The sequence below is a fragment of the Lentzea sp. NPDC036955 genome (assembly GCF_055608005.1).
The window spans coordinates 43,637-64,233 of record NZ_JBVJRC010000008.1; the positions used below are offsets into that span (position 1 = coordinate 43,637).

Annotated in this window: 19 protein-coding genes; 10 read left to right on the forward strand and 9 right to left on the reverse strand. The window is 72.1% G+C overall.

Translation table 11 applies throughout. The features are described from left to right. Positions 1 to 8: 8 nt before the first annotated feature. Positions 9 to 875 carry a S8 family peptidase gene (locus ACZ7CF_RS26950; RefSeq protein WP_470370868.1) on the reverse strand — a complete coding sequence of 289 codons (867 nt, stop codon included), beginning with the start codon at positions 873 to 875 and terminating at the stop codon, positions 9 to 11. Here ACZ7CF_RS26950 and ACZ7CF_RS26955 point away from each other — a divergent pair. From ACZ7CF_RS26955 to ACZ7CF_RS26965, 3 genes are read left to right on the forward strand one after another with little or no spacing between them, the layout of a single operon-like run. Further along, the gene (locus ACZ7CF_RS26955) at positions 867 to 1,289 is read left to right on the forward strand and encodes a hypothetical protein (protein WP_360392543.1); all 423 of its coding nucleotides are present in this window, start codon (positions 867 to 869) and stop codon (positions 1,287 to 1,289) included. The two genes, ACZ7CF_RS26950 and ACZ7CF_RS26955, sit on opposite strands and share 9 nt — an antisense overlap. After that, positions 1,286 to 3,874 carry a CHAT domain-containing protein gene (locus ACZ7CF_RS26960; protein ID WP_470370869.1) on the forward strand — a complete coding sequence of 863 codons (2,589 nt, stop codon included), beginning with the start codon at positions 1,286 to 1,288 and terminating at the stop codon, positions 3,872 to 3,874. The genes ACZ7CF_RS26955 and ACZ7CF_RS26960 overlap by 4 nt, the downstream gene beginning before the upstream one ends. Before the next feature lie 40 nt (positions 3,875 to 3,914). Further along, positions 3,915 to 5,468, forward strand: coding sequence for an FAD-binding oxidoreductase (locus ACZ7CF_RS26965; RefSeq protein ID WP_470370870.1), 1,554 nt, complete (start codon positions 3,915 to 3,917; stop codon positions 5,466 to 5,468). Here ACZ7CF_RS26965 and ACZ7CF_RS26970 read toward each other — a convergent pair. Continuing rightward, positions 5,431 to 5,724 (reverse strand): YggT family protein, encoded by a 294-nt coding sequence (locus ACZ7CF_RS26970; RefSeq protein WP_360392534.1) that lies wholly within the window; start codon positions 5,722 to 5,724, stop codon positions 5,431 to 5,433. The genes ACZ7CF_RS26965 and ACZ7CF_RS26970 overlap by 38 nt on opposite strands. A 147-nt stretch (positions 5,725 to 5,871) precedes the next feature. Between ACZ7CF_RS26970 and ACZ7CF_RS26975 the strand changes: the two genes are divergently transcribed. Together ACZ7CF_RS26975 and ACZ7CF_RS26980 are read left to right on the forward strand one after the other, a co-directional pair. After that, positions 5,872 to 8,196, forward strand: coding sequence for an immune inhibitor A domain-containing protein (locus tag ACZ7CF_RS26975; protein WP_360392531.1), 2,325 nt, complete (start codon positions 5,872 to 5,874; stop codon positions 8,194 to 8,196). Positions 8,197 to 8,206: 10 nt separating this feature from the next. After that, a complete protein-coding gene (locus ACZ7CF_RS26980) occupies positions 8,207 to 8,653 on the forward strand; it encodes a nucleoside deaminase (RefSeq protein ID WP_360392528.1) in 447 nt (148 codons plus the stop codon). 127 nt (positions 8,654 to 8,780) lie between these two features. On the opposite strand, the gene ACZ7CF_RS26985 is transcribed toward ACZ7CF_RS26980, so the two are convergent. The 3 genes from ACZ7CF_RS26985 to ACZ7CF_RS26995 are packed head-to-tail and all read right to left on the reverse strand — an operon-like array spanning position 8,781 to position 10,263. Beyond that, positions 8,781 to 9,143 carry an STAS domain-containing protein gene (locus ACZ7CF_RS26985; protein WP_360392526.1) on the reverse strand — a complete coding sequence of 121 codons (363 nt, stop codon included), beginning with the start codon at positions 9,141 to 9,143 and terminating at the stop codon, positions 8,781 to 8,783. A gap of 20 nt (positions 9,144 to 9,163) precedes the next feature. After that, positions 9,164 to 9,931, reverse strand: a complete 768-nt coding sequence (locus tag ACZ7CF_RS26990) for an iron-containing redox enzyme family protein (protein ID WP_360392523.1) — start codon at positions 9,929 to 9,931, stop codon at positions 9,164 to 9,166. Further along, positions 9,931 to 10,263 carry a hypothetical protein gene (locus ACZ7CF_RS26995; protein ID WP_470370871.1) on the reverse strand — a complete coding sequence of 111 codons (333 nt, stop codon included), beginning with the start codon at positions 10,261 to 10,263 and terminating at the stop codon, positions 9,931 to 9,933. The genes ACZ7CF_RS26990 and ACZ7CF_RS26995 overlap by 1 nt, the downstream gene beginning before the upstream one ends. A gap of 49 nt (positions 10,264 to 10,312) precedes the next feature. Here ACZ7CF_RS26995 and ACZ7CF_RS27000 point away from each other — a divergent pair, with 49 nt between their 5' ends. Further along, the gene (locus tag ACZ7CF_RS27000) at positions 10,313 to 11,236 is read left to right on the forward strand and encodes a DNA topoisomerase IB (protein ID WP_360392518.1); all 924 of its coding nucleotides are present in this window, start codon (positions 10,313 to 10,315) and stop codon (positions 11,234 to 11,236) included. 15 nt (positions 11,237 to 11,251) lie between these two features. Here the strand turns inward: ACZ7CF_RS27000 and ACZ7CF_RS27005 are convergent, their stop codons facing one another. The 3 genes from ACZ7CF_RS27005 to ACZ7CF_RS27015 are packed head-to-tail and all read right to left on the reverse strand — an operon-like array spanning position 11,252 to position 12,916. After that, on the reverse strand, positions 11,252 to 11,677 hold the full coding sequence (locus ACZ7CF_RS27005; RefSeq protein WP_360392515.1) for a DUF4383 domain-containing protein: 426 nt from the start codon (positions 11,675 to 11,677) through the stop codon (positions 11,252 to 11,254). Between the two features lie 42 nt (positions 11,678 to 11,719). Further along, positions 11,720 to 12,439 (reverse strand): SigB/SigF/SigG family RNA polymerase sigma factor, encoded by a 720-nt coding sequence (locus ACZ7CF_RS27010; RefSeq protein ID WP_360392512.1) that lies wholly within the window; start codon positions 12,437 to 12,439, stop codon positions 11,720 to 11,722. 12 nt (positions 12,440 to 12,451) lie between these two features. After that, the gene (locus tag ACZ7CF_RS27015; RefSeq protein WP_360392510.1) at positions 12,452 to 12,916 is read right to left on the reverse strand and encodes an SRPBCC family protein; all 465 of its coding nucleotides are present in this window, start codon (positions 12,914 to 12,916) and stop codon (positions 12,452 to 12,454) included. A 442-nt stretch (positions 12,917 to 13,358) separates the two neighbouring features. On the opposite strand from ACZ7CF_RS27015, the gene ACZ7CF_RS27020 reads away from it, so the two are divergent. Next, complete coding sequence (locus ACZ7CF_RS27020; RefSeq protein WP_360392507.1) at positions 13,359 to 13,622, forward strand: hypothetical protein; 264 nt, start codon at positions 13,359 to 13,361, stop codon at positions 13,620 to 13,622. Positions 13,623 to 13,761: 139 nt separating this feature from the next. On the opposite strand, the gene ACZ7CF_RS27025 is transcribed toward ACZ7CF_RS27020, so the two are convergent. Then, positions 13,762 to 14,748 (reverse strand): PHP domain-containing protein, encoded by a 987-nt coding sequence (locus tag ACZ7CF_RS27025; RefSeq protein ID WP_360392505.1) that lies wholly within the window; start codon positions 14,746 to 14,748, stop codon positions 13,762 to 13,764. 119 nt (positions 14,749 to 14,867) lie between these two features. Between ACZ7CF_RS27025 and ACZ7CF_RS27030 the strand changes: the two genes are divergently transcribed. The 3 genes from ACZ7CF_RS27030 (at position 14,868) to ACZ7CF_RS27040 (ending at position 20,580) form a co-directional block, all read left to right on the forward strand. After that, entirely contained in the window at positions 14,868 to 17,645 is a 2,778-nt protein-coding gene (locus ACZ7CF_RS27030; RefSeq protein ID WP_470371059.1) for an ATP-binding protein, read from the forward strand. Positions 17,646 to 17,758: 113 nt separating this feature from the next. Further along, positions 17,759 to 18,445 (forward strand): zinc-binding dehydrogenase, encoded by a 687-nt coding sequence (locus tag ACZ7CF_RS27035; RefSeq protein ID WP_470370872.1) that lies wholly within the window; start codon positions 17,759 to 17,761, stop codon positions 18,443 to 18,445. Then, on the forward strand, positions 18,442 to 20,580 hold the full coding sequence (locus ACZ7CF_RS27040; protein WP_470370873.1) for a molybdopterin oxidoreductase family protein: 2,139 nt from the start codon (positions 18,442 to 18,444) through the stop codon (positions 20,578 to 20,580). The genes ACZ7CF_RS27035 and ACZ7CF_RS27040 overlap by 4 nt, the downstream gene beginning before the upstream one ends. Positions 20,581 to 20,597 lie beyond the last annotated feature (17 nt).

The window sequence follows — 20,597 nt, forward strand, 5'->3', positions numbered from 1 at the left end:
CTCGCCGGTTATTTGACGAAGGTCCCGTAACCGGCGTGGAACTCCGGGTCCACCAGCAGTTTGTCACGGGCCTGAGCTGCGGTGAGGCCGTCTTTCACCATCGTGGCCGCGATCCGCCCGGTGACCCAGGGCGCGGCGAACGACGTGCCGGCCCAGTTCGCCCACAGCGCGAACGGCGTCGCGTCGCCCTCGCCGGGCAGTTTCCACTCGCCCTTGAGGTAGGTCGAGGAGCGGTTGCCGATCGCGCACGCGTCGACCCAGTGCCCGAAGCTCGAGTAGCAGGCGGGCACGATCGAGCCGTCCCCGTTCAGCGCGAGCGCGGCGACGGCGGTGACCCGGGAGAACGCGGCGGGCCAGCTCGGGCGCTGGTCGCCGCGGTTGCCCGCGGAGGCGACCACGACCGTCTCCTGCGGCAGCGCGGTGATCGCGACGCGCAGCGGCTCGGACGCGACGTCGTCGGCGGTGTAGCAGCCGAGGGACAGGTTGAGCAGGTCGACCTTCTTGCGGCCCATCTCGGCGATCTTGGCGACCAGCCGCTCCTCGTCGCCGAAGCCGTTCAGGTCGAGGGCGATCTCGGGGTCGAGCGCGACACCGCACGCCGCGCTCTGCACGACGCCCGCGACGAACGTGCCGTGGCCGCCCTGCAGCCCGAAGAGCGCGCCGCTGGTGTAGGCGGGGTCGACGTCGTCGGGCTCCTTGACGAACCGGTTCTTGAACCAGTCCGCGTGCTCCAGCTGCGCGCCGGAGGAGATGCCGGTGTCGAGGATGCCGACGCGGATGCCGGAGAGCCGGTCGTCGGCCTTCGGCGGGGTGAGCGGGTCGGTCGGCCGCGGCCGGTCGCCGGGGTTGCCCATGACGTTTCCGCCGTGTCCCACGACGACGTGGTGCGGCTGGACGAGCGGTACGCGTTCGTTCGGCCAGTTCCGTTGATCCCTCAACAACCGGACGATCTGCGGAATGTCTTCGGGGTTGTTCGGCAGGATCAACCGGGCCATTCCACCGAATCCGGCCGCGGGACGCGCGTCGACATTGTTTTGCCGCAGTTTCGCGATCACCCGGTCGAGGTCGGCCGGCGCGACGAGCAGCTGACCTGGGCGATAAAGGAATTCACGCCCGCGTTCGGCGTGGAAGCTGATGTTCTTGTCCTCGGCGATGAGCTGCTGAAAAGCTCTTTCGTACAGCTCAGCACGTTCCGGCGATTTCGACACCACGGCCTCACAAAGCAGCGTTTGACGGGGGCCCCGACCGAGCTTGATCAAGCTACCACAGCGGATAAAGTGACGCCGTGACCGACTTTTGTGCGGAGGACGCGCTGGCAGCCAGGCAGCGCAACCCGCGTGCGGCCGTCGAGATGGCCCGCGCCGTCCTCCGCGCGACGGAAGACCGTTCCGAATGGGCGATCGCCGAACGCGCGATCGGTCTCGCGTTGCGCGAGCTGCACGACTACAGCGGCTCGATCCGCCACCTGCGCCGCTCGATCCGCATCGCGACGGACGCGGGACTGCCCCGTTTGTCGGCTTTGGCGCAGATGTCGCTGGCGTGGGTGCTCGCCTACACCGGCCGCCACCGCGCCGCACTGCGCGCGCTGGACGTGGCCATGCCGTCGTTGTCGGGTGCGGACGCGGTCGCTGCTCTCATGCAACGCGGTGTCGTCTTCCACTACCTGACCCGATACGACGAAGCGCAGCGCGACTACACGGCCGCCATCGCCGGCGCACGGCGCGTGGACGACAAACTGGTCGAGGCGCGCGCTCACAACAACCGCGGTCTCGTGCGCGCGTACGTCGGCAACATGCGTGAGGCCTCCGCCGACTTCGACGTGGCCGCCGCGCTGCTCGGCTCGCTGGGCCAGGAGCTCGGTGTCGCGGACGTGCACTGGAACGCCGGCATCATGGCCACCCGCTCGGGCGACGTGCCCGCGGCCCTGACGTTGTTCGACAAGGCCGACGAGGTCTACCGCAGCCTGGACGTGCCCCGTCCCGCCCTGCTGGTGAACCGGCTGGAGCTGCTGGTGTCGGTGCCCCTGGTGGACGAGGCGCGAGTGGCCGCGGACCGCGCCATCACCGAGCTGAAGGCCCTTCGCAACCCCTTCGCGACCTCCGAGGCGTTGTTCTTCCGCGCCCGCATCGCCCTGCTTGACGACGACCTGGACGCCGCCAACGCCTTCGCCGCGGAGGCCCGGCGCCGGTTCCGCCGCGAGCAGCGCCTGCTGTGGGCGGCCGGAGCGCGTTACCTCGAACTGCACGCGGCGGTCCTGCGCGGCGACCGCACCCGTTCGCTGCGGGTGGCGTTGTCGCGGGTGGCCGACGAGCTCGACGCGATGGACTGGCGGCTGCCGGCGTTGGAGGCCCGCATCGACGCCGGTCTGGTGGCCGCCGACCTCGGTCATCGCGTGCGGGCGGTGGCCGAGCTCTCCAGGGCCGCCGCGTCGCGTTCCCGCGGCCCGGCCGGTCTGCGGGTCCGCGGCTGGTACGCGGAGGCGTTGCGGCGCAAGCTCTCCGGTGACGTCCGCGGCACCTCCTCCGCGCTGCGCCGCGGCATCGCCCTGCTCGACGAGTACCGCGTGTCCCTGGGCGCCGCCGAGCTGCGCGCGTTGACCGGCGCGCAGGGCCAGGCCCTGGCCGAGGAGGGCCTGCGCCTGGCCGTGGCCTCCGGCAACGCGGCCCGCGTGCTGTCGTGGACCGAGAGCTGGCGCGCCGGCGCCCTGCGGATGAAGTCGGTGTCACCCCCCGACGACCCCCGCCTGGAGGACGCGCTGGCCACCCTGCGCGCCGTCACCTCCGACGTCGAGTCGGCCGTGCTGGCCGGCAAACCCGCCGGGGCGCTGCGCGCGCAGCTGGTCCGCGCCGAACAACGCGTCCGCGACCTGACCCGGCAGATGTCGGGCGGGGGAGCGGTGTTCAAGCCGCCGCCGGTGTCCTCGCTGGCGGCGGCCCTGGGCTCGTCCGCCTTGGTCGAGTTCGTCGAGTACGACGGCTCCCTGCTGGCCGTGGTCCTGGCCGACGGCCGGACGTCCCTGCACGTGCTGGGTGCCCTTGAGGGCGTGGTCCGCGAGATCCGCCTGCTGCGCTTCGCGTTGCACCGCCTCGTGACCCTGCCGCCGGGGCTGCCGAACCTGGCGGTGGTCCGCTCCTCCGCCGCCCATGCCGCTTCTCTGCTGTCTGCGCGGCTGTTGTCACCTTTGGCGCCACGCATCGACGGCCGTCCACTGGTGGTGGTACCGACCGGTGCGCTGAACAGCCTGCCGTGGGGCGTGCTCGGCCGTCAGGTGACCGTGGCGCCGTCAGCGTCCGTGTGGCTGCGTGCTGCCGCTGCGCCTGACGCGTCCGGAGAAGCCGTCCTGGCCGCCGGCCCGCGGATGGCCGCCGCACCCGACGAGATCAAGGCCGTCTCCGCGCACGTGCCCGGCCGTGTGCTCATTGATGACGACGCAACCGTTTCGGCCGTGGCGTCCGCAATGGACGGTGCCGCTCTCGCGCACATCGCGGCACACGGCTCGTTCCGCGTCGACAACCCGTTGTTCAGCGCGTTGGAACTGGCCGATGGACCTCTGACGGTCTACGACATCGAACGGCTGCGCACACCGCCTACGCGCGTGGTGCTGTCCGCGTGTGACACCGGGCAGTCCGCCGTGCGTCCCGGCGATGAGCTGATGGGGTTCACGGCGGCGCTGCTGGGGCTGGGGACGCGGACGCTGATCGCGCCCGTGGTGCCGGTGCCGACCGACGGGACCGCACCGGTGATGGTGGAGCTGCACCGGAAGCTGGCCGACGGGCTGTCGCCGGCGGAGGCGCTGGCGGAGGTGCAGCGGGCGGCTTCCGACGACGGTTCGTACGCGGCGGCGGTAGGTTTCGTGTGCTTCGGCGCCGGATAGCTCTTACGAAACTTCTGCGTCTTGCTTACCGTTGCTCGCCATGGCAACGAGGTCGTGGTGGGGCTGGGGCAATGTCGAAGACTCCGTCACCCCAGCCGAACGGCAGCAGCTGGTCGACCGGGTCCGCGCCGTGCTCCCGGACGCGGACCTGACGTTCCACGAACCACCGGACCCCGCGGACCTCGACCTCCCGCCGTCCCGCGTCCCGCCGTCGGACCTGTGCTCCACCGACCCGGTCGACCGCCTCACCCACGCCCGCGGCCAGGCCTACCGCGACGTCGTCCGCAACCTGGCCGGCGACATCGGCCCGATTCCCGACGCCGTCGCAAGGCCGCGCACCGAGCAGGACGTCGTGGACGTGCTGGACCACTGCGGCAGCAACGGCATCGCCGTGATCCCGTTCGGCGGCGGCACGTCGGTCGTCGGTGGCGTGGAACCGCGGGACATCGACGCGCCCGTGGTGACGCTCGACCTGCGGAACCTGGACCGCGTCTTGGAGGTCGACCCGACGAGCCGGGCCGCGCGGGTCCAGGCCGGGGTGCTCGGGCCGGAGCTGGAGGCGCAGCTCAAGCCGCACGGGCTCACGCTGCGGCACTTCCCGCAGTCCTTCGAGTTCTCGACGCTGGGCGGGTGGCTCGCGACGCGCGCGGGTGGGCACTACGCGACGGCGACCACGCACATCGACGACTTCACCGAGTCGCTGCGGGTCGTGACCCCGGTGGGAACGAGCGAGTCGCTCAGGGTGCCGGCCAGTGGGGCCGGGCCGTCGCCGGACCGGATGTTCCTCGGCTCGGAAGGAACCCTCGGCGTGATCACCGAGGCGTGGCTGCGGTTGCAGGCCCCGCCGGTCCACCGGGCCGGCGCGTCGGTGCGGTTCGCGGACTGGGGGCAGGCGGTCGAGGCGGTGCGGGCGGTCGTGCAGTCCGGGCTGCGGCCGGCGAACTGCCGGCTGCTCGACCCGGCGGAGGCGTTCCTCAACGCCGGGTCGAGCAGGTCTGTGCTCGTGCTGGCGTTCGAGTCGGCCGACCACCCCGTGGACGCGCAGCTCGCCAGGGCGCTGGAGCTCTGCGCGGGCGGGGAGGTGGTCGAGGGGACGGCGCGGAGGTGGCGGGCGTCGTTCCTGCGCATGCCCTACCAGCGCGATGCGATGGCGCAGCACGCGATGATCACCGAGACGTTCGAGACGGCCTGCACGTGGGACCGGTTCGCCGACCTGCACGCGGCCGTCACGGAAGCGGCGACGGCCGTGCTCAGGCAGGTGTGCGGGGCCGGGATCGTGACGTGCCGCTTCACCCACGTCCACCCGGACGGGCCCGCGCCCTACTACGGCATCTACGCGCCAGGGCGGTGGGGCAGCCTGCGGCAGCAGTGGGACGAGATCAAGGCCGCCGTGTCCGAGGCGCTCAGCGGCGCCGGGGGCACCATCACCCACCACCACGCCGTCGGGCGCGACCACATGCCCTGGTACACCCGTCAGCGGCCGGACGTGTTCGGGACGGCGCTGGCCGCCGCCAAGGCCGCCCTCGACCCCGCCGGGGTGCTCAACCCCGGCGTCCTCACCACACGATCGAGCGCAGGACCAGCGCCGCGATGAACACCACCGTGAACGCCAGGTCCAACCCGAAGCCGCCGAACCGCACCGGGGGCAGCACCTTGCGCACCGGCGACAGCACCGGTTCGGTCACCGCGTACGCCACCCGCTGCACCTTGGGCACCCAGGCGCCGCGCGCCCGCAGCGCCACCGCCCAGTCGACGACCATCCTGGCGATCATCACGAGGATGAACAGCGTCAGCAGCCAGCCGAGCACGAAGCCGATCACGATGGGCCCCTCCACTTCCGGTACGTCCATCAAGCCACAGGAAGCTGAGAGGCGCCTGGCAACTCGCTGAGACGACGTTCAGCATGTGGTCCCGGGTCCGACAACCGACTTTCGGACGTGCCGGGCGGCAGGCCAACTACGTAGCGTCGCCCTCCGGATTCCGAGGAGGGGACCTACGTGCGAAGAACACTGGCGGGAGCAGCGGCGCTCGCGGTGCTGACGACCGGCCTGGCCGTCCCGGCCGTCGCGACGCCGGTCGAGCGGCCCGAGGCGCAGGTGCGGCAGCAGAGCGACGAGCAGCCGCACGAGCTGGAGCTCAAGCGGCGTGCGCTGAAGCAGCAGGCGCTGGCCGAGGTGCTGACCGGGGAGGTGACCGCGGAGAAGCGCGGTGCCAGCACCGTGGCGAAGGTCGGCAAGAAGCAGGCGAAGGACCAGTACGTCGAGCTCAAGCGGGAGAAGACCGACAAGGTCTTCGTCGTTCTGGCGGAGTTCGGCGACGAGCGGCACCCCGACTACCCCGACCGCGACACGAACCCGAACACCCCGGGCCCGGTGCGGTTCGACGGGCCGCTGCGCAACCAGATCCCCGAGCCGGACAGGGCCGTGGACAACACCACGATCTGGCGGCCCGACTTCAGCCGGCAGTACTTCCAGGACCTGTACTTCTCGCGGGCGAAGGACGCCAACTCGGTCGCGAACTTCTACGACCGGCAGTCCTCCGGCCGCTACACGGTCGACGGGCTCGTCACGGACTGGGTGAAGGTCCGCTACAACGAGGCGCGCTACGGCCGCAGCAACGGCTACCCGTGCGGCGACAACATCTGCAACAACTCCCGCGAGCTGATCAAGGACGCCGTCACCCAGTGGGTCGCCGACCGCAAGGCCGCAGGGGAGACCACCGAGCAGATCACGGCGGCGCTGCGCGAGTACGACGTGTGGGACCGCTACGACTACGACTCCGACGGCGACTTCAACGAGCCCGACGGCTACATCGACCACTTCCAGATCGTGCACGCCGGTGGTGACCAGGCCGACGGTGACCCGTGGCAGGGCGAGGACGCGCTGTGGAGCCACCGCGGCTACGCGTTCAAGAACTACAACTCCGGCCCCGGCACCAACAAGCTCGGCGGCGCGCCCATCGGTGACACCGGCCTGTGGGTCGGCGACTACACCGTGCAGCCCGAGAACGGCGGCGTCGGCGTGTTCGCGCACGAGTACGGCCACGACCTCGGTCTGCCCGACCACTACGACACCAACGGCGGCACGAACGGCGTCAACTGGTGGTCGATCATGGGCCAGAACCGGGTCAACGCTCCCGGCGAGGCGACCGGTGAGCGCGCCAACGAGTTCTCCGCGTGGGACAAGCTGCAGCTGGGCTGGCTCGACTACGAGATCGCCGTCGCGGGCCAGGAGCGCACGTTCCAGCTCGGCCCGCACGAGTACAACACCGCCAAGGCCCAGGGGCTGGTGGTCGTGCTGCCGGACATCTCCAGGTCGTTCGACTACGGCGCCCCGTTCGCGGGCACGAAGATGTGGTGGAGCGAGAAGGGCAACGACCTCGACCACTCGATGACCGCGCCCGTGGACCTGCGCGGCAAGACCACGGCGTCGCTGTCGCTGAAGGCCCGCTACGACATCGAGGCGGACTACGACTACCTCTACGTCGAAGCGTCCAACGCGGACGGCAGCTGGACCCAGCTCGACGGCACCGCCGGCGGTCAGCCGTTCGCGCGCGACTCCGGCAACGCCCCCGCGGTCAGCGGCTCGTCCGGCGGCCAGTGGGTGGACATCACCGTCCCCCTCGACGCCTACGCCGGCAAGAACACCAAGCTGCGCCTGGCCTACCGCACCGACGGAGCGCTGGCACCGCAGGGCTTCTTCGCCGACCAGATCACGGTCGTCGCGGACGGCACCCCGGTGCTGACCGACGGCGGCGAGACGGCCGGGGTGTGGACCACGCGCGGTTTCCGCACCACCGAGGGCAAGGAGACGAAGGCGTTCGACCAGTTCTACATCGCGTCGAACCGCACCTACGAGTCCTACGGCCAGTACAACCGCACCGGCCCGTACCGGTACAGCTTCCCGGACAGGCCCGACCTCGTGGAGCACTTCCCGTACCAGGACGGCCTGCTCGTCTCGCTGTGGAACACGTACTACCTCGACAACAACGTGAGCGAGCACCCCGGTGAGGGCCTGGTCCTGCCGATCGACGCCAACCCGGCGCCGCTCTACAACCTCGAAGGCCAGCGCTGGTCGCCCACCATCGGCGGCTACGACGCGCCGTTCTCGCTGCAGAAGTCGGACTCCTTCACGCTGCACGTCAACGGCAAGGCGTCCTACGTCCGCGGTGCCGCAGCCCAGCCGGTGTTCGACGACACCAGGCAGTACTGGTTCGCCGAGCAGCCCAACGCGGGCGTGAAGCTGCCCGCCGTCGGCGTCGGCCTGCGGGTGACCAAGCAGTCGGGCACGTCGATGACGGTGAAACTGTTCAAGACGAAGTAGCTTGAACGGCATGACCGCTGCTTCCGACATGCTGGCCGTCGCCGTCGAAGAGGCGCGCACGGGACTCGCCGAGGGCGGGATACCCATCGGCGCCGCGCTCTTCGACGGCGACGGCCGCCTGCTCGGCCGGGGCCGCAACCGCCGCGTCCAGGACGGCGACGCCTCGATGCACGCCGAGACCTCCGCCTTCCGCAACGCCGGCCGCCAGCGCGGCTACCGCGGGACGACCATGGTCACGACGCTGTCGCCGTGCTGGTACTGCAGCGGGCTGGTGCGGCAGTTCGGCATCTCGAACGTGCTGATCGGGGAGGCCACGACGTTCTCCGGCGGGCACGACTGGCTGGCGGAGCACGGGGTCGGGATCACGGTGGTCGAGGACCCGGCGTGCGTCGAGATGATGACGAGGTTCATCGCCGAGCAGCCGGAGCTGTGGTTCGAGGACATCGGCCAGGACTGACCTGGTGGAACGGTCCGGTGAGCACGCTCACCACCCCCGGGAACACAGCAGCACGACCACCCGGGGGCACGTGCCGGCGGTCCAGCGCGCGAAGGCGTTTCCCGGACGCGGTGGCCGGGTGCGAGGTTCAGGCCGAGTAGCGCTCCACCGCCTCGTCCACGGACCGCAGGATCGTGAAGACCGTGTCCAGCCCGGTCGCCTCGATCGGCCGCAGTGCTGCACGGGTGGACGCGACCAGCACGAACTCGACGCCGGTGCGGCCGGCGCGCTGCTGGCCGAGCACGAGGGCCTCGAGGCCGGCGGAGCCGAGGAAGCGGACGCCGCCGAGGTCGACGACCACCGCCCGGTTCGCGTCCACCACGTGCGTGTCGAGCGGAGCGATGAGCTCGCTCGAGCTGGTGGTGTCGAGCTCCCCGGCCACGTGCAGCACTACGACGTCGGATGCGATCCGGTCGACTACCACGGTGGCCAGTGTGGTGGGGTCGGGCACGCTTGCTCCTTTCGCGGCGTTCAGCATCCCACGTTAACGCGGCCCCTGGTGAGCAGCCAGCGGCCCCGCAGGGAAGAGCGGCCTGCCTCACAGGCGGTGTGGACGTGCTGGACGAGCCGGGCGTGCAGCTCGTGGCACGCCGTGAAGCCGAGCCGGACGTCGTCCGGCGGGCACTGGACGGGCAGCAGCTGGGCGAACGGGTCGCCGCCGATCGTGTCGACCGCCGTCAGGAAGCCCACGAGTGCGCCGACGAGGCGCCGGTGGAGGCCGAACAGGCTCAGCGCGTTGGCCAGCGCCAGGGTGGCGACGGGCATGTCGTCGACGCCGGTGCCGCAGTCGAGGTCCCGCAGCGTCACGGTGAACAGCACCGAGTGCGTGCGTTCGTCGCGGGAGCCGTAGGCGTCGCCGTGGAGGTCGCGCAGGGCCGAGCGCATCTCGCGGCGCGGGTGCCAGAACGCGTGGTGCTTGCGCAGCTCGGCCCGTGCGGCGGGGTCGAGCGGCACCGCCGGGGTCGTCTCCTCCAGCGCGCGCAGGCCCTGTTCCCAGCGGGCCTCCAGGACGGCGAGGAACTGGGCCGCCGCCGGGTGGTCGTCCCAGGCCGGGTGCACGTCGTCGAAGTTCCGGGTGCGCAGCTCGTAGCAGATCCACAGCGACAGCTGCAGGTCGTCGTCCGCCGCGGGCTCCCTGGTGCCGCCGCTGACGAGCAGGGCCGGTCGCGGCCCCGGTGCCGAGCGGAGTGCGGCGACCAGCGCGGCGCTCATGTGGCCGCGGGGAGCAGGGAGGCGCATCAGGTTTCCTCACGCGTTCGGGCGATCAGCATGTCCACGGGGGACTCGGGGTCGGAGCGACGGCATGCGGCTCCGCAGCCGTTGTGCCGCAGCCAGTCGATCTGGCGCTCCACAGTAGACAGCGCGCCGCGTTCGCGCAGCGCGGGTGCGACGAGTGCACCAGCAGCGCCGGCGACCAGGGCCGCAGCGCGTTCGACGCCTCCGGCGCCGCCGCCGTCGAAGGCACCCCCACGTGCGCGTGCAGCCCGCGGTGCGAGTGCCACCGGCCGCCGTGACCAGGGGTCGACGAGGAGGAACCCCCGTTCCACACCGACGGCGCAGTCATCTTTCATCGGCGAGCGGGTACCCGGCACCCATGCTGATCAACCACGAGGTGTCCAGGTGAGACTCCGCCGCAGCAACACCGCAGGTCCTGGCTGGACCCGCCGTCGTCACGGCAAGGGTTTCCGCTATGCGACCACCGCGGGCGAGCCCCTCGGCCCCGACGAGGTCGCGCGGGTGAAGGCCCTGGTCATCCCGCCGGCGTGGCGGGACGTGTGGATCAGCCCGCACCCGAACGGGCACATCCAGGCGATCGGTGTGGACGACGCCGGCCGGCGCCAGTACCTCTACCACGAGCAGTGGCGCACGAACCGGGACGCGGAGAAGTTCGACCGCGTCCTGAAGCTGGCCCCGAAGCTGCCGAAGTTCCGCGCGCAGATCGTCGCCGACATGAGGAAGCGCGGCCGCACCCGCCTGCTCGCCATCGCGCTGCGCATGCTCGACCTCGGCGTCTTCCGCGTCGGCCACGAGGAGTACGCGGAGGAGAACGGCAGCCACGGCGTGGCCACGCTGCTCTGCGAGCACCTCCAGGTGCGCGGCGACCGGGTCAGGTTCCGCTTCCCGGCCAAGCACGGCGTGCAGGTCGACGAGGAGATCACCGACCCGCAGCTGGCCCGCGCCGTCCGGACGCTGCTCAGGGACCGGACCCCGGACTGCCGTGTGTTCGACATGACCGCCTACGACGTGAACGAGCGGTTCCGCGAGCTGGTCGGCGACGAGTTCACGGTCAAGGACCTGCGGACCTGGCACGCCACGGTGGCCGCGGCCAAGGCGTTCGCCGAGGCGCTGCGCGAGCGCGGCAAGCCCACCAAGCGGGCCATCAGCGCGGTGATGAAGGACGTGGCCGAGCACCTGGGCAACACCCCGGCCGTCGCGCGGAAGTCCTACGTGGACCCGCGCCTGGTCGAGGCGTTCGAGAGCGGCACGGTGATCGGTGGCGGCGACCCGGAACGGGCGGTGCTGCGGTTGCTCAGGACGCCCTGAACCGCGGGCCCCGGCTCAGGACCTCCTGAGCCGCGGGGCGCGGTCGCACCGGCGGCACCAGACCGCGCCCTGCGCCACCGCCAGTGCGGCGAACCCGGCGAGGAGGTGCAGCACGTTGCTGCCGGGGTTGACGTTCAGCACGTTCACGACCTGCTCGTCGTAGCGGGCCGTGCCCAGGCCGAACGTGACCAGGAGTGCCGCTGCCACCAGCAACGCCGTGCCGCTCAGCGCCCTGAGGTTGCGGAACGACAGCAGCAGCGCGACGCCGAACACGAGGTGCAGCGCGTTCTGCAGCGGGTTGACCCGCAGGCCGAGCACCCACGTGCCGGTCTCGGTGGCGAACGGCGAGAAACCGGTCACGAAGAAGCCGGCGACGGCCCACAGCGCGAGCAGGGCGCCGGTGCCGATCGCCAGCTTCTGGGGCCACCGCAACCGGGTCATCCCGTCAGTATCACCAGGGACGGGCGTTCCCGCTCGCCCACGTCACTCGTCTGCCAGCAGGTCGTTGCGCAGCTGTTCCAGCGACTTCGTCAGCAGCCGCGAGACGTGCATCTGGGAGATGCCGACCCTGCGGGCGATCTCCGTCTGGGTGAGCCGGCCGAAGAACCGCAGCACCACGATCGTGCGTTCCCGACGGGGAAGGCCCCGCAGCATGGGCTGCAGGGCCTCGTGGATCTCCACGCCTTCCAGTGCCGGGTCGTCCGCCGAGTTGTCCTGCAGCGCCTCCAGCGGGGCGACCGCGACGTTCTTCTCGACGCGCAACCCCTCGTAGACGTCCGCGAGCCCGACGCCGAGGTGCCGGGCGATCTCCGAGGGGGTGGGAGACCGCCCGGAACGGTGCGACAGCTCGGCGGTGGCCCCGTCGATCGAGTCGCACAGCTCCTTCAGGCGCCGGGGCACGCGGACGGCCCAGCACTGGTCGCGGAAGTGGCGGCGGACCTCGCCGGTGATCGTGGGCACGGCGTAGGACAGGAAGTCCGTCTGCCGGCCCACGTCGAACCGGTCGATGGCGTTGATCAGCCCGACCGCCGCCACCTGGGCGAGGTCCTCCATCGGCTCGCCGCGTTCGCTGAAGCGGCGAGCGATGTGCCGGGCGAGCGGCAGGTACTCGCGCACAAGCCGGTCCCGCAGCGCGTAGTAGCGCGACGAGTCACGGGCGGTGCGGGCGAGCTCCTCGAACGCCGCGTGCTGGTCTGGCGTCAACGGGCACCACGATCAGACCTGGGGCGGCGGCGTCACGTCGCCCCGCCACGCTCCGGTCTCGACACCGCGGTTCTCGATGAACTCCTTGAACCGCTTCAGGTCGCCCTCCACCCGGTGGCCGACGACGCCGAGCGCCGCTCCGGCCTTCTCGGTGATGGTCTCCGGGGTGAACTCCATCTGGACGTGCACCCGCGTCGTGTCGTTGTCGATCCGGTGGAACGTGACCACACCGGCCTGCGGCGTGCCCTCGACGGCCGTCCACGCGACGCGCTCGTCGGGGTGCTGCTCGGTGATCTCCGCGTCGAACTCGCGGACGACACCACCGATCTTCGTGGTCCAGTGGGTCCTGGTCGGCGTGATCTGGTCGATCTTCTCGACGCCGTCCATGAACGCCGGGAAGGATTCGAACTGGGTCCACTGGTTGTACGCCGTGCTCACCGGCACGTGGACGTCCACCGACTTCTCAATGGTGGTCACGAAACCTCCTCCTCAGATTGGGTCGTCGAAGGGTGAGTACCCGTCGCTCCCGGTGTTACACATCGGGCTTAGTCCACTTCGGACGGTCACTCGGAGTGATGACGTGCGTGCTGTCCGCGCATCGCGACATCACCCGTGGACCGCGAGGGCATGCTTCCTTCGGGTGCAGATGGTTTTTCCGCTTCGCCCCAGGACGCGACATTCCGCCGGACGCTCGTCCGCGAGCCCGGCGACGCCGCCCGACCGGAGTCCCGCTGGTGGAGGACTTCTCCACCGCACGGAATTCCGAGTTCGAGAAGCCCTGCTGCCGGTGAACCGAACGGGTGATGGCGGCATCTGATGCGGCGCGGTCGTGGCTAGTCTCGCCGTGAAACAGGGTTGCAGGAAGGGTGCAGCGGTGTTGACGTGCGTGGAAGTTCGCCGTGCCGCAGGAGGGCTCCGGTTGTTCGTCCGTCCCCCGGCCGCGGTGCGGTGGAGCACGCGGCTGGGGTACGAGCGGGTGTCGGAGCTGCTGGTCGCGATCCGCGCGGCCGAGTCGTGCTCGGTGCCGGACGTGGAGCTCACGTACGTGCCGGACCAGCGGACCGGGGAGGCCGAGCTGGCCTGCGCCGGTGGTTCCCTGGTGCTGGACGCCGCCGGGGTGTCGTCGCTGCACGACGCGCTGCGGGCGCACATGCCGGACCGGATGAGGCCGTTGCCGGTGTAGCGGTACGCGCTGGGCACCCCGACCGGCGCGCGACGGGGCGGTGGAACCGGCGCGTGACCTGGTCGGCGCCTGGGACCCGGAACCGGTGTGCGAGCTGTGCCGCGCGGCACCGGTCCGCCGGTGTCCTGCTACGAGCACCTCACCCGGCTGTCAGCAGCGCTGCCGGTCGGGTGTTGATCACGCTGTCCGGGTCGACCCCGCACTCCTGCGCCCGCGCGCAGCCGTAGCTCAGCCAGTCCAGCTGGCCGGGCGCGTGCGCGTCGCTGTCGATCGAGAACGTGCACCCGGCGTCGACCGCCAGCGACAGCAGCCGCCGCGGCGGGTCGAGCCGCTCCGGCCGTGAGTTGATCTCCACCGCGGTGCCGTGCTCGGCGCACGCCTCGAACACCCGCTCGGCGTCGAACTGCGACTCCGGCCGCCCCTTGCCGACGACGAGCCGTCCGGTGCAGTGGCCGAGGATGTCGACGTGCGGGTTCGCCACGGCCGTGAGCATCCGCTCGGTCATCTCCGCGCGCGGCATCCTGAGTTTCGAGTGGACGCTCGCGACCACGACGTCCAGCCGCTCCAACAGGTCGTCGTCCTGGTCGAGCGACCCGTCGTCGAGGATGTCGACCTCGATCCCGGTCAGCACGAGGAACGGCGCCAGCTCCGCGTTCAGCTCCGCCACGACGTCGAGCTGCCTCAGCAACCGCTCCCGCGACAGTCCGTTCGCGACGGTCAGCCGCGGCGAGTGGTCGGTCAGCACCATCCACTCGTGCCCGAGGTCGCGCGCCGCCTCCGCCATGTCCCTGATCGGGCTGCCGCCGTCGGACCAGTCGGAGTGCACGTGGCAGTCGCCCCGCAGCCGCGCCCGCAGCTCCTCGCCGCCGGTGAGGTCGACGTGGCGGAGCTTGGCGAGGTACCGCGGCTCCCGGTTCGCGAGGGCGTCGGCGACGACGCCGGCGGTGGACTTCCCGACGCCCTTCAGGTCGGTCAGCGTGCCGAGCCGCGCGCGTTCCTCGACGTCCTCCGGCGTGAGCTCGGCCAGCACGGCGGCCGCGTTGCGGAAGGCCTGGACGCGGTAGGTCGGCTCGCCCGCTCGTTCGAGGTGGAAGGCCACCTGCTTCAACGCCTTGACCGGATCCATACCCCCTTCCTACCCCGTGCACCCGGCCCCGCAACCGGATCGCACCCGCCGTCCCGCCTCCGTGGAACACTGCGGAGCAGCCCTGCCCGACCCAGGAGGCCGTCATCCCCGACACTCCGCTGCGCGCCACCCCGCGGTTCTTCGGCCGCGCCGCCGAGCTGGACGCCGTCCTGACCTGCGTCGAGCACGCCCCGGCCACCGGCACGGTCGCGGTGGCGATCACCGGTGAACCGGGCATCGGCAAGACCAGCCTCCTCACCGAGCTCGCCCGCCGCCTGCGGGAACGCGGCTGCGGCGTCCTCACCTCCGCCTCCGACGTGCTGGGCAAGCGCATCCCGTACGGCGCGGTGCTCGCCGCGGTGCGGAGCCTCGACCCCGGCACCGGCACGCCGGCCGTCGGCGCGCACGCGGAAGCACTGGCGGCGCTGGAGGTCACCGACGACTCCGGTGCCTGGTTCGGGCGCGCCTGCGACCAGGTCGTGCGGTTGCTGACCGAGCTCACCGCCGCGCGGCCCGCGGCGCTGCTGGTCGACGACCTCGACCACGTCGACGACGACTCGCTGGCGTTGCTGGGGCTGGTGCTGCGGCGGGTGGCGGCGGCCCCGCTCGTGCTGGTCACCGCGAGCCGGTCGCACGTCGGCGAGCCGGGGGCGGAGCACCTGCTGGACCGGGTCGAGCAGCACGCGGAGGTCGTGCGGATCGAGCTGGCCCCGCTGCCGGACGCGGACGTCGCGCGGATCGTGGCGGCGGTGCTTCAGGCACCCGTGGACGAGGCACTGGCCAGGGAGGTCCAGCAGCGGGCCGACGGGAACCCGTTCTTCGTCACCGAGATCGCGCGGTCGCTGCGGGAGCTCGACCTGGTGGCGCTCGACGGCGGGCGGGTGCGGCTGTCCGTGCCGCCGGACGCGATCCGGTTGACCCGGCGGGAGGCCGTTCTGCGCAGGGTGGCGCCGCTGGAGGACGACACGCGGGTGGTCGCGCGGGCCGTGTCGGTGTTCCGGCGCGTGCGGCTCGACCAGATCCCGTTGCTGGCGAGGGTCGCGTCGTTGCCGGAGCTCACGGTCGTCGAGGCGTTCGACGAGTTGCTGCGCGCGCACATCGTGGTGCACGACGACGAGCGCGGGTACCGGTTCTCGCACGCGTTGGTCGGCGAGGCGCTCTACCACGAGGTCGGCCCTGCCCAGCGCCGCCACCTGCACAGCCTGATCTCCGCGCGGCTGCTCGACGACCGCGCGCAGGGCCTGCCCGTCGACCTGCTGCAGCTCGCGTGGCACCTCGCCGAGTCCGCCGCGCCCGGTGACCGGGCCGCGGTCGCGGTGCTCGCCGAGGCCGCCGGGCTCGCGCGGTCCACGGCACCCGAGACGGCGGCCGCGTTGTGCGGGCGGGCGCTGCAGTTGTTGCCGCACAACGCACCCGAACGCGGTGAGCTGCTCGCGCTGCAGTGCAGGGTGCTCGCGCGGGCGTCCCGGCCCGCGCTCGCGGTCGGTCCCGGCCTGGCCGCGCTGGAGACCCTGCCGGCGGGGACGGAACGCGCCCGCGTCGCCACGGCCGTGATCTCCTCGCTGTTCTCCGTCGGGCGCATTGCCGAGGCGATGGAGCTGGCCGACCGAGAGGTGGCCGGCACCGGCGCGCCCGCGACGTTGCAGGCCCAGCGCGCGGTGCTGCTCGTCCACACCGGGCGGCACGCGGACGCGGCGGCCGAGGTGGCGCGGGTCGCGGCGGTGCCGGTCGGCTCACCGGCCGAGGGCGTGATCGTCAACGAGCACCTCGCGATGCTGACGTCGCTGCTGTTCCGCCACGACGAGACGGTCGAGTACGCGAACCGCGCGCTGGCGTGCAGCGCGGGGCAGCCGATGCTGGAGCTGCAGGCGTTGTCGGTGTGCGCCTCGACCAGCGCGCTGACCGGGCTGGTGCACGACGCGTCGTGGCGGCTGCGGCGGGCCGAGGAGCTCGTCGACCAGGTGGGCTCGCACGGGTTCCGCGCCGAACGGGCCTCCGCCCGCGTGATGCTCGACTGGCTCGGCGGGCGCTGGGACGCGGCGCTCGACGGCATCGGCCGCTGGCGGGCCGACGTCGAGGCCGCGCGGGCCGACCAGGCGCTGGGCGTGCTGCAGGCGGTCGAGCTCTCCATCCGCACGTGGCGCGGCGAGCTGGACGTGGCCGCGCGGCTGGCGGAGCTGCCCGCGCCGGGGTCGGTGAACATGGCGCGGCTGCACACCATCGCGCTGGCCGACCACCTCGTCGCCCGCGGTGCCGTCCAGGACGCCTGCGCGCTGCTGCTGACCGACGTCGGCGACCGGTTCGAGGCCCCCTACTCGTGCGTCCTCGTCGCGCGCACCATCGAGCTCGACCTGGACCGCGGCCGCACGGACAGCGCGCTCGACACCCTCGACCGGCTCACCGCCGTCTCGTCGCAGCGGGTGTCACCGTGGTCGCGCACGACCCTGCGGCGAGTCACCGGCCTGGTGCACCGCGATCCGGACCCCGTGCGGGAGGCCGTGGCCGAGGCCGCGCTGGGCGGGCTGGAGTTCGAGAAGGCCCGTGCGCAGCTGGCCCTCGGCGAGGTCACCGGCGACGAGGTGCCGGCGCTCGTGCAGGCGTACACGACGTTCCAGCGGCTCGGCGTCCACGGTCTGCGCCGCCGGGCGGGAACGCGCCTGCGGGCGTTGGGCGCCAAGGTGCCGCGAGCGCGGTCGAAGGCACCGGGGCTGCTCACCGAGGCCGAGGAGAACGTGGCGCGGCTGGTGCAGCAGGGGATGCGCAACCGGGACATCGCCGCCGCCCTGCACTACAGCCCGCGCACGGTCGAGGTCTACCTGTCCCGCGTCTACGCCAAGCTGCACGTGTCGTCGCGGCTGGAGCTCGCCCGCGTCCTGGACGCCCGGCAGCAGCGCTGAGCCGGGTTCCCAGCCGGGTGGTGGGCTCACCCGGCCGCACCGGGGCGCCGGTTCCTTAGCTGTTGTGGAAGCCGCACTACAGCCCGGCGCCGCGCACCCCTGAGATGGGGTTCATGCGCACAGCGGCGGCGGTCGACGAGGTCCGGGTCGAGGACGGTGGCCGTCGGGTCGTCGTCATCGCCGGCCGGGTGCACCTGCCCGTCCCCGCCGGTGTCACCGATGACGAAGCACTGGTGCTGGCCAGAGCGGGCACGACGGCGTGGCACCTCCTCCGCACGTGCGCGCACCTCGGGCCGGACGAGACGATCGTCGTGCACGACGCGATGAGCGAGGTCGGTGCGATAGCCGTCCAACTCGCGCGCAGCTTCGGAGCGGGCCGTGTGATCGCCACGGAATCGAGCGAGGAGCGTCGGCGAACAGCGGTGGCGCTCGGCGCGGACGTCGCCGTCGACTCCGGCCGGGACGGTCTGGCCGCGCGGCTCGTCCGGGCGAACGAGGACCAGCGGGTCGACGTCGTGCTCGACCCCGGCGGCGCGCTGGAGGCCTCCCTGGCCGCTCTGGCGCCGTTCGGGCGGGTCGTCTGCCACGGCCCCGACCAGGACGAGTCGGTGCACCTGACCGGGCTGCTCGGCGGTTCGCGCGCGGTCGTCGGCTTCCGCTTCGAGCACACCCTGCGCCGGCCCGACATGATTGCGGGGGCGGTCAGTGAGCTGTTCGGGTTGACCTCGGCAGGGCGCTTGCGCCCGGTGGCCGCCGATCGGTACGCGTTGGGGAAAAAAGCCGGACAAGGGGACGCATGAGCACCGTGTTCACGACCTGCCCGCTGTGCGAGGCGACGTGCGGGCTGGAGCTGACGGTCGACGGCGACCGCATCACGAAGGTGCGCGGTGACCGCGACGACGAGTTCAGCAGGGGCTTCATCTGCCCCAAGGGCGCTTCGCTGGGGGCGCTCGACGCCGACCCGGACCGCCTGCGGGCGCCGCTGGTCAAGCGGGACGGCGAGTTCGTCGAGGTCACGTGGGCCGAGGCGTTCGCGCACGTCGACGAGCGGCTGAAGGACTTCCCCGACCGCGACTCCGTGGCGATGTACCTGGGCAACCCCGTGGTGCACTCGCTCGCGGGCGGCCTGTACGCCGGACCGCTGCGCAAGGCGCTCGGCAGCCGCAACGTCTTCACCGCCAGCACCGTCGACCAGATGCCCAAGCAGGTCCAGTGCGGCCACATGTACGGCAGCGTCTTCTCGATCCCGGTGCCCGACATCGACCGCACCGACTTCATGCTCGTGCTGGGCGCGGACCCGTTCTCCTCGAACGGCAGCCTGTGGACGGTGCCGGACGTGCCGGGCCGGTTCCGCGAGCTGCAGCGGCGCGGCGGGTCGTTCGTCGTGGTCGACCCGCGCCGCAGCCGCACCGCTGCTGCCGCCGACCAGCACGTGGTGATCCGGCCGGGCACCGACGTGTTCCTGCTGCTGGCCCTCGTCCACGAGCTGTTCGCGCAGGACCTGGTCGACCTCAAGGACCTCGCGGAGCACGTCACCGACCACACCCGGGTCCGCGCGCTCGTCGCCGGCTTCGGCCCGGACGCCGTGGCGGAGCGCACCGGCGTGCCCGCGGCGACCATCCGCGCCCTGGCCCGGCAGCTCGCCGCTGCCGAGCGCGCCGCCGTCTACGGGCGCATCGGCACCACGACCGTCGAGTTCGGCACGGTCGCGTCGTGGGCGATCGACACGCTCAACGTCCTCACCGGCAACCTCGACCGGCCGGGCGGCGTGATGTGGCCGTTGCCCGCCCACACCCGGCGCGGCCCCGGACGGGGCAAGGGGTTCGGCGTCGGCCGCTGGCACAGCCGGGTCAAGGGCCACCCCGAGGTGATGGGGGAGTTCCCCGCCGTCACGATGGTCGACGAGATCGAGACGCCCGGCGAAGGCCAGGTGCGCGCGCTGTTCACGATCGGCGGCAACCCCGCGTTGTCGCTGCCGAACTCCGCACGCGTGAGCGACGCCCTCGCGTCGTTGGAGTTCATGGTCAGCGTCGACCCGTACCTCAACGAGACCACCCGGCACGCGGACGTCATCCTGCCCACGCCGCCGCCGTCCCGGCGCGCGCACTACGACCTCGCGTTCTTCAGCAACTCCGTGCGCAACGTCGTGAAGTACTCGCGCGCACCGATCCCGCTGGAGGAGGACCGCGTCGACGAGGCGGACATCTTCTTCCGGCTCGCGACCATCCTCAGCGGGCTCGGCCCGGACGCCGACCTCGACGCGGTGGCCGCGGTCCAGCTCGCGGGGCTGAAGGAGAAGGCCGGCGCCGACTTCGAGCCAGAGGGGGAGACGCGCGAGGAACGCCTGCTGGACCTCAAGCTCCGCACCGGCGCGTACAGGGTGTCGTTGCGGCAGCTGCTGGAGAACCCGCACGGCATCGACCTCGGTCCGCTGACCCCGCGCCTGCCGGAGGTCCTGCGCACCGCGTCCGGCAAGGTCGAGCTCACCCCGCAGGCCGTCGTGGACGACCTGCCGCGCGTGCTCTCCGCGCTCACCGCGCCCGAGACCGACCTGGTCCTCGTGGGCCGCAGGCACCTGCGCACCAACAACTCCTGGATGCACAACGTGCCCGCGCTGGTGAAGGGCAAGCCGTTGTGCACGCTGCAGGTGAACCCCGCTGACGCCGAGCGGATCGGGCTGACCGACGGCGGCACCGCCCAGGTGACCTCCCGCGTCGGCAAGGTCGAGGTGCTCGTCGAGGTCACCGCCGACATCGCACCCGGTGTCGTGTCGATGCCGCACGGCTGGGGCCACGACCAGCCCGGCACGCGGATGTCCGTGGCCCGCGAGCACGCCGGCGTGAACGTCAACCTCCTCACCGACGACCTCCGGATCGACCCGCTCTCCGGGACCGCCGTGCTCAACGGCACCCGCGTCCAGGTCGTTCCCGCCTGATCCCCCCACCCCGACGC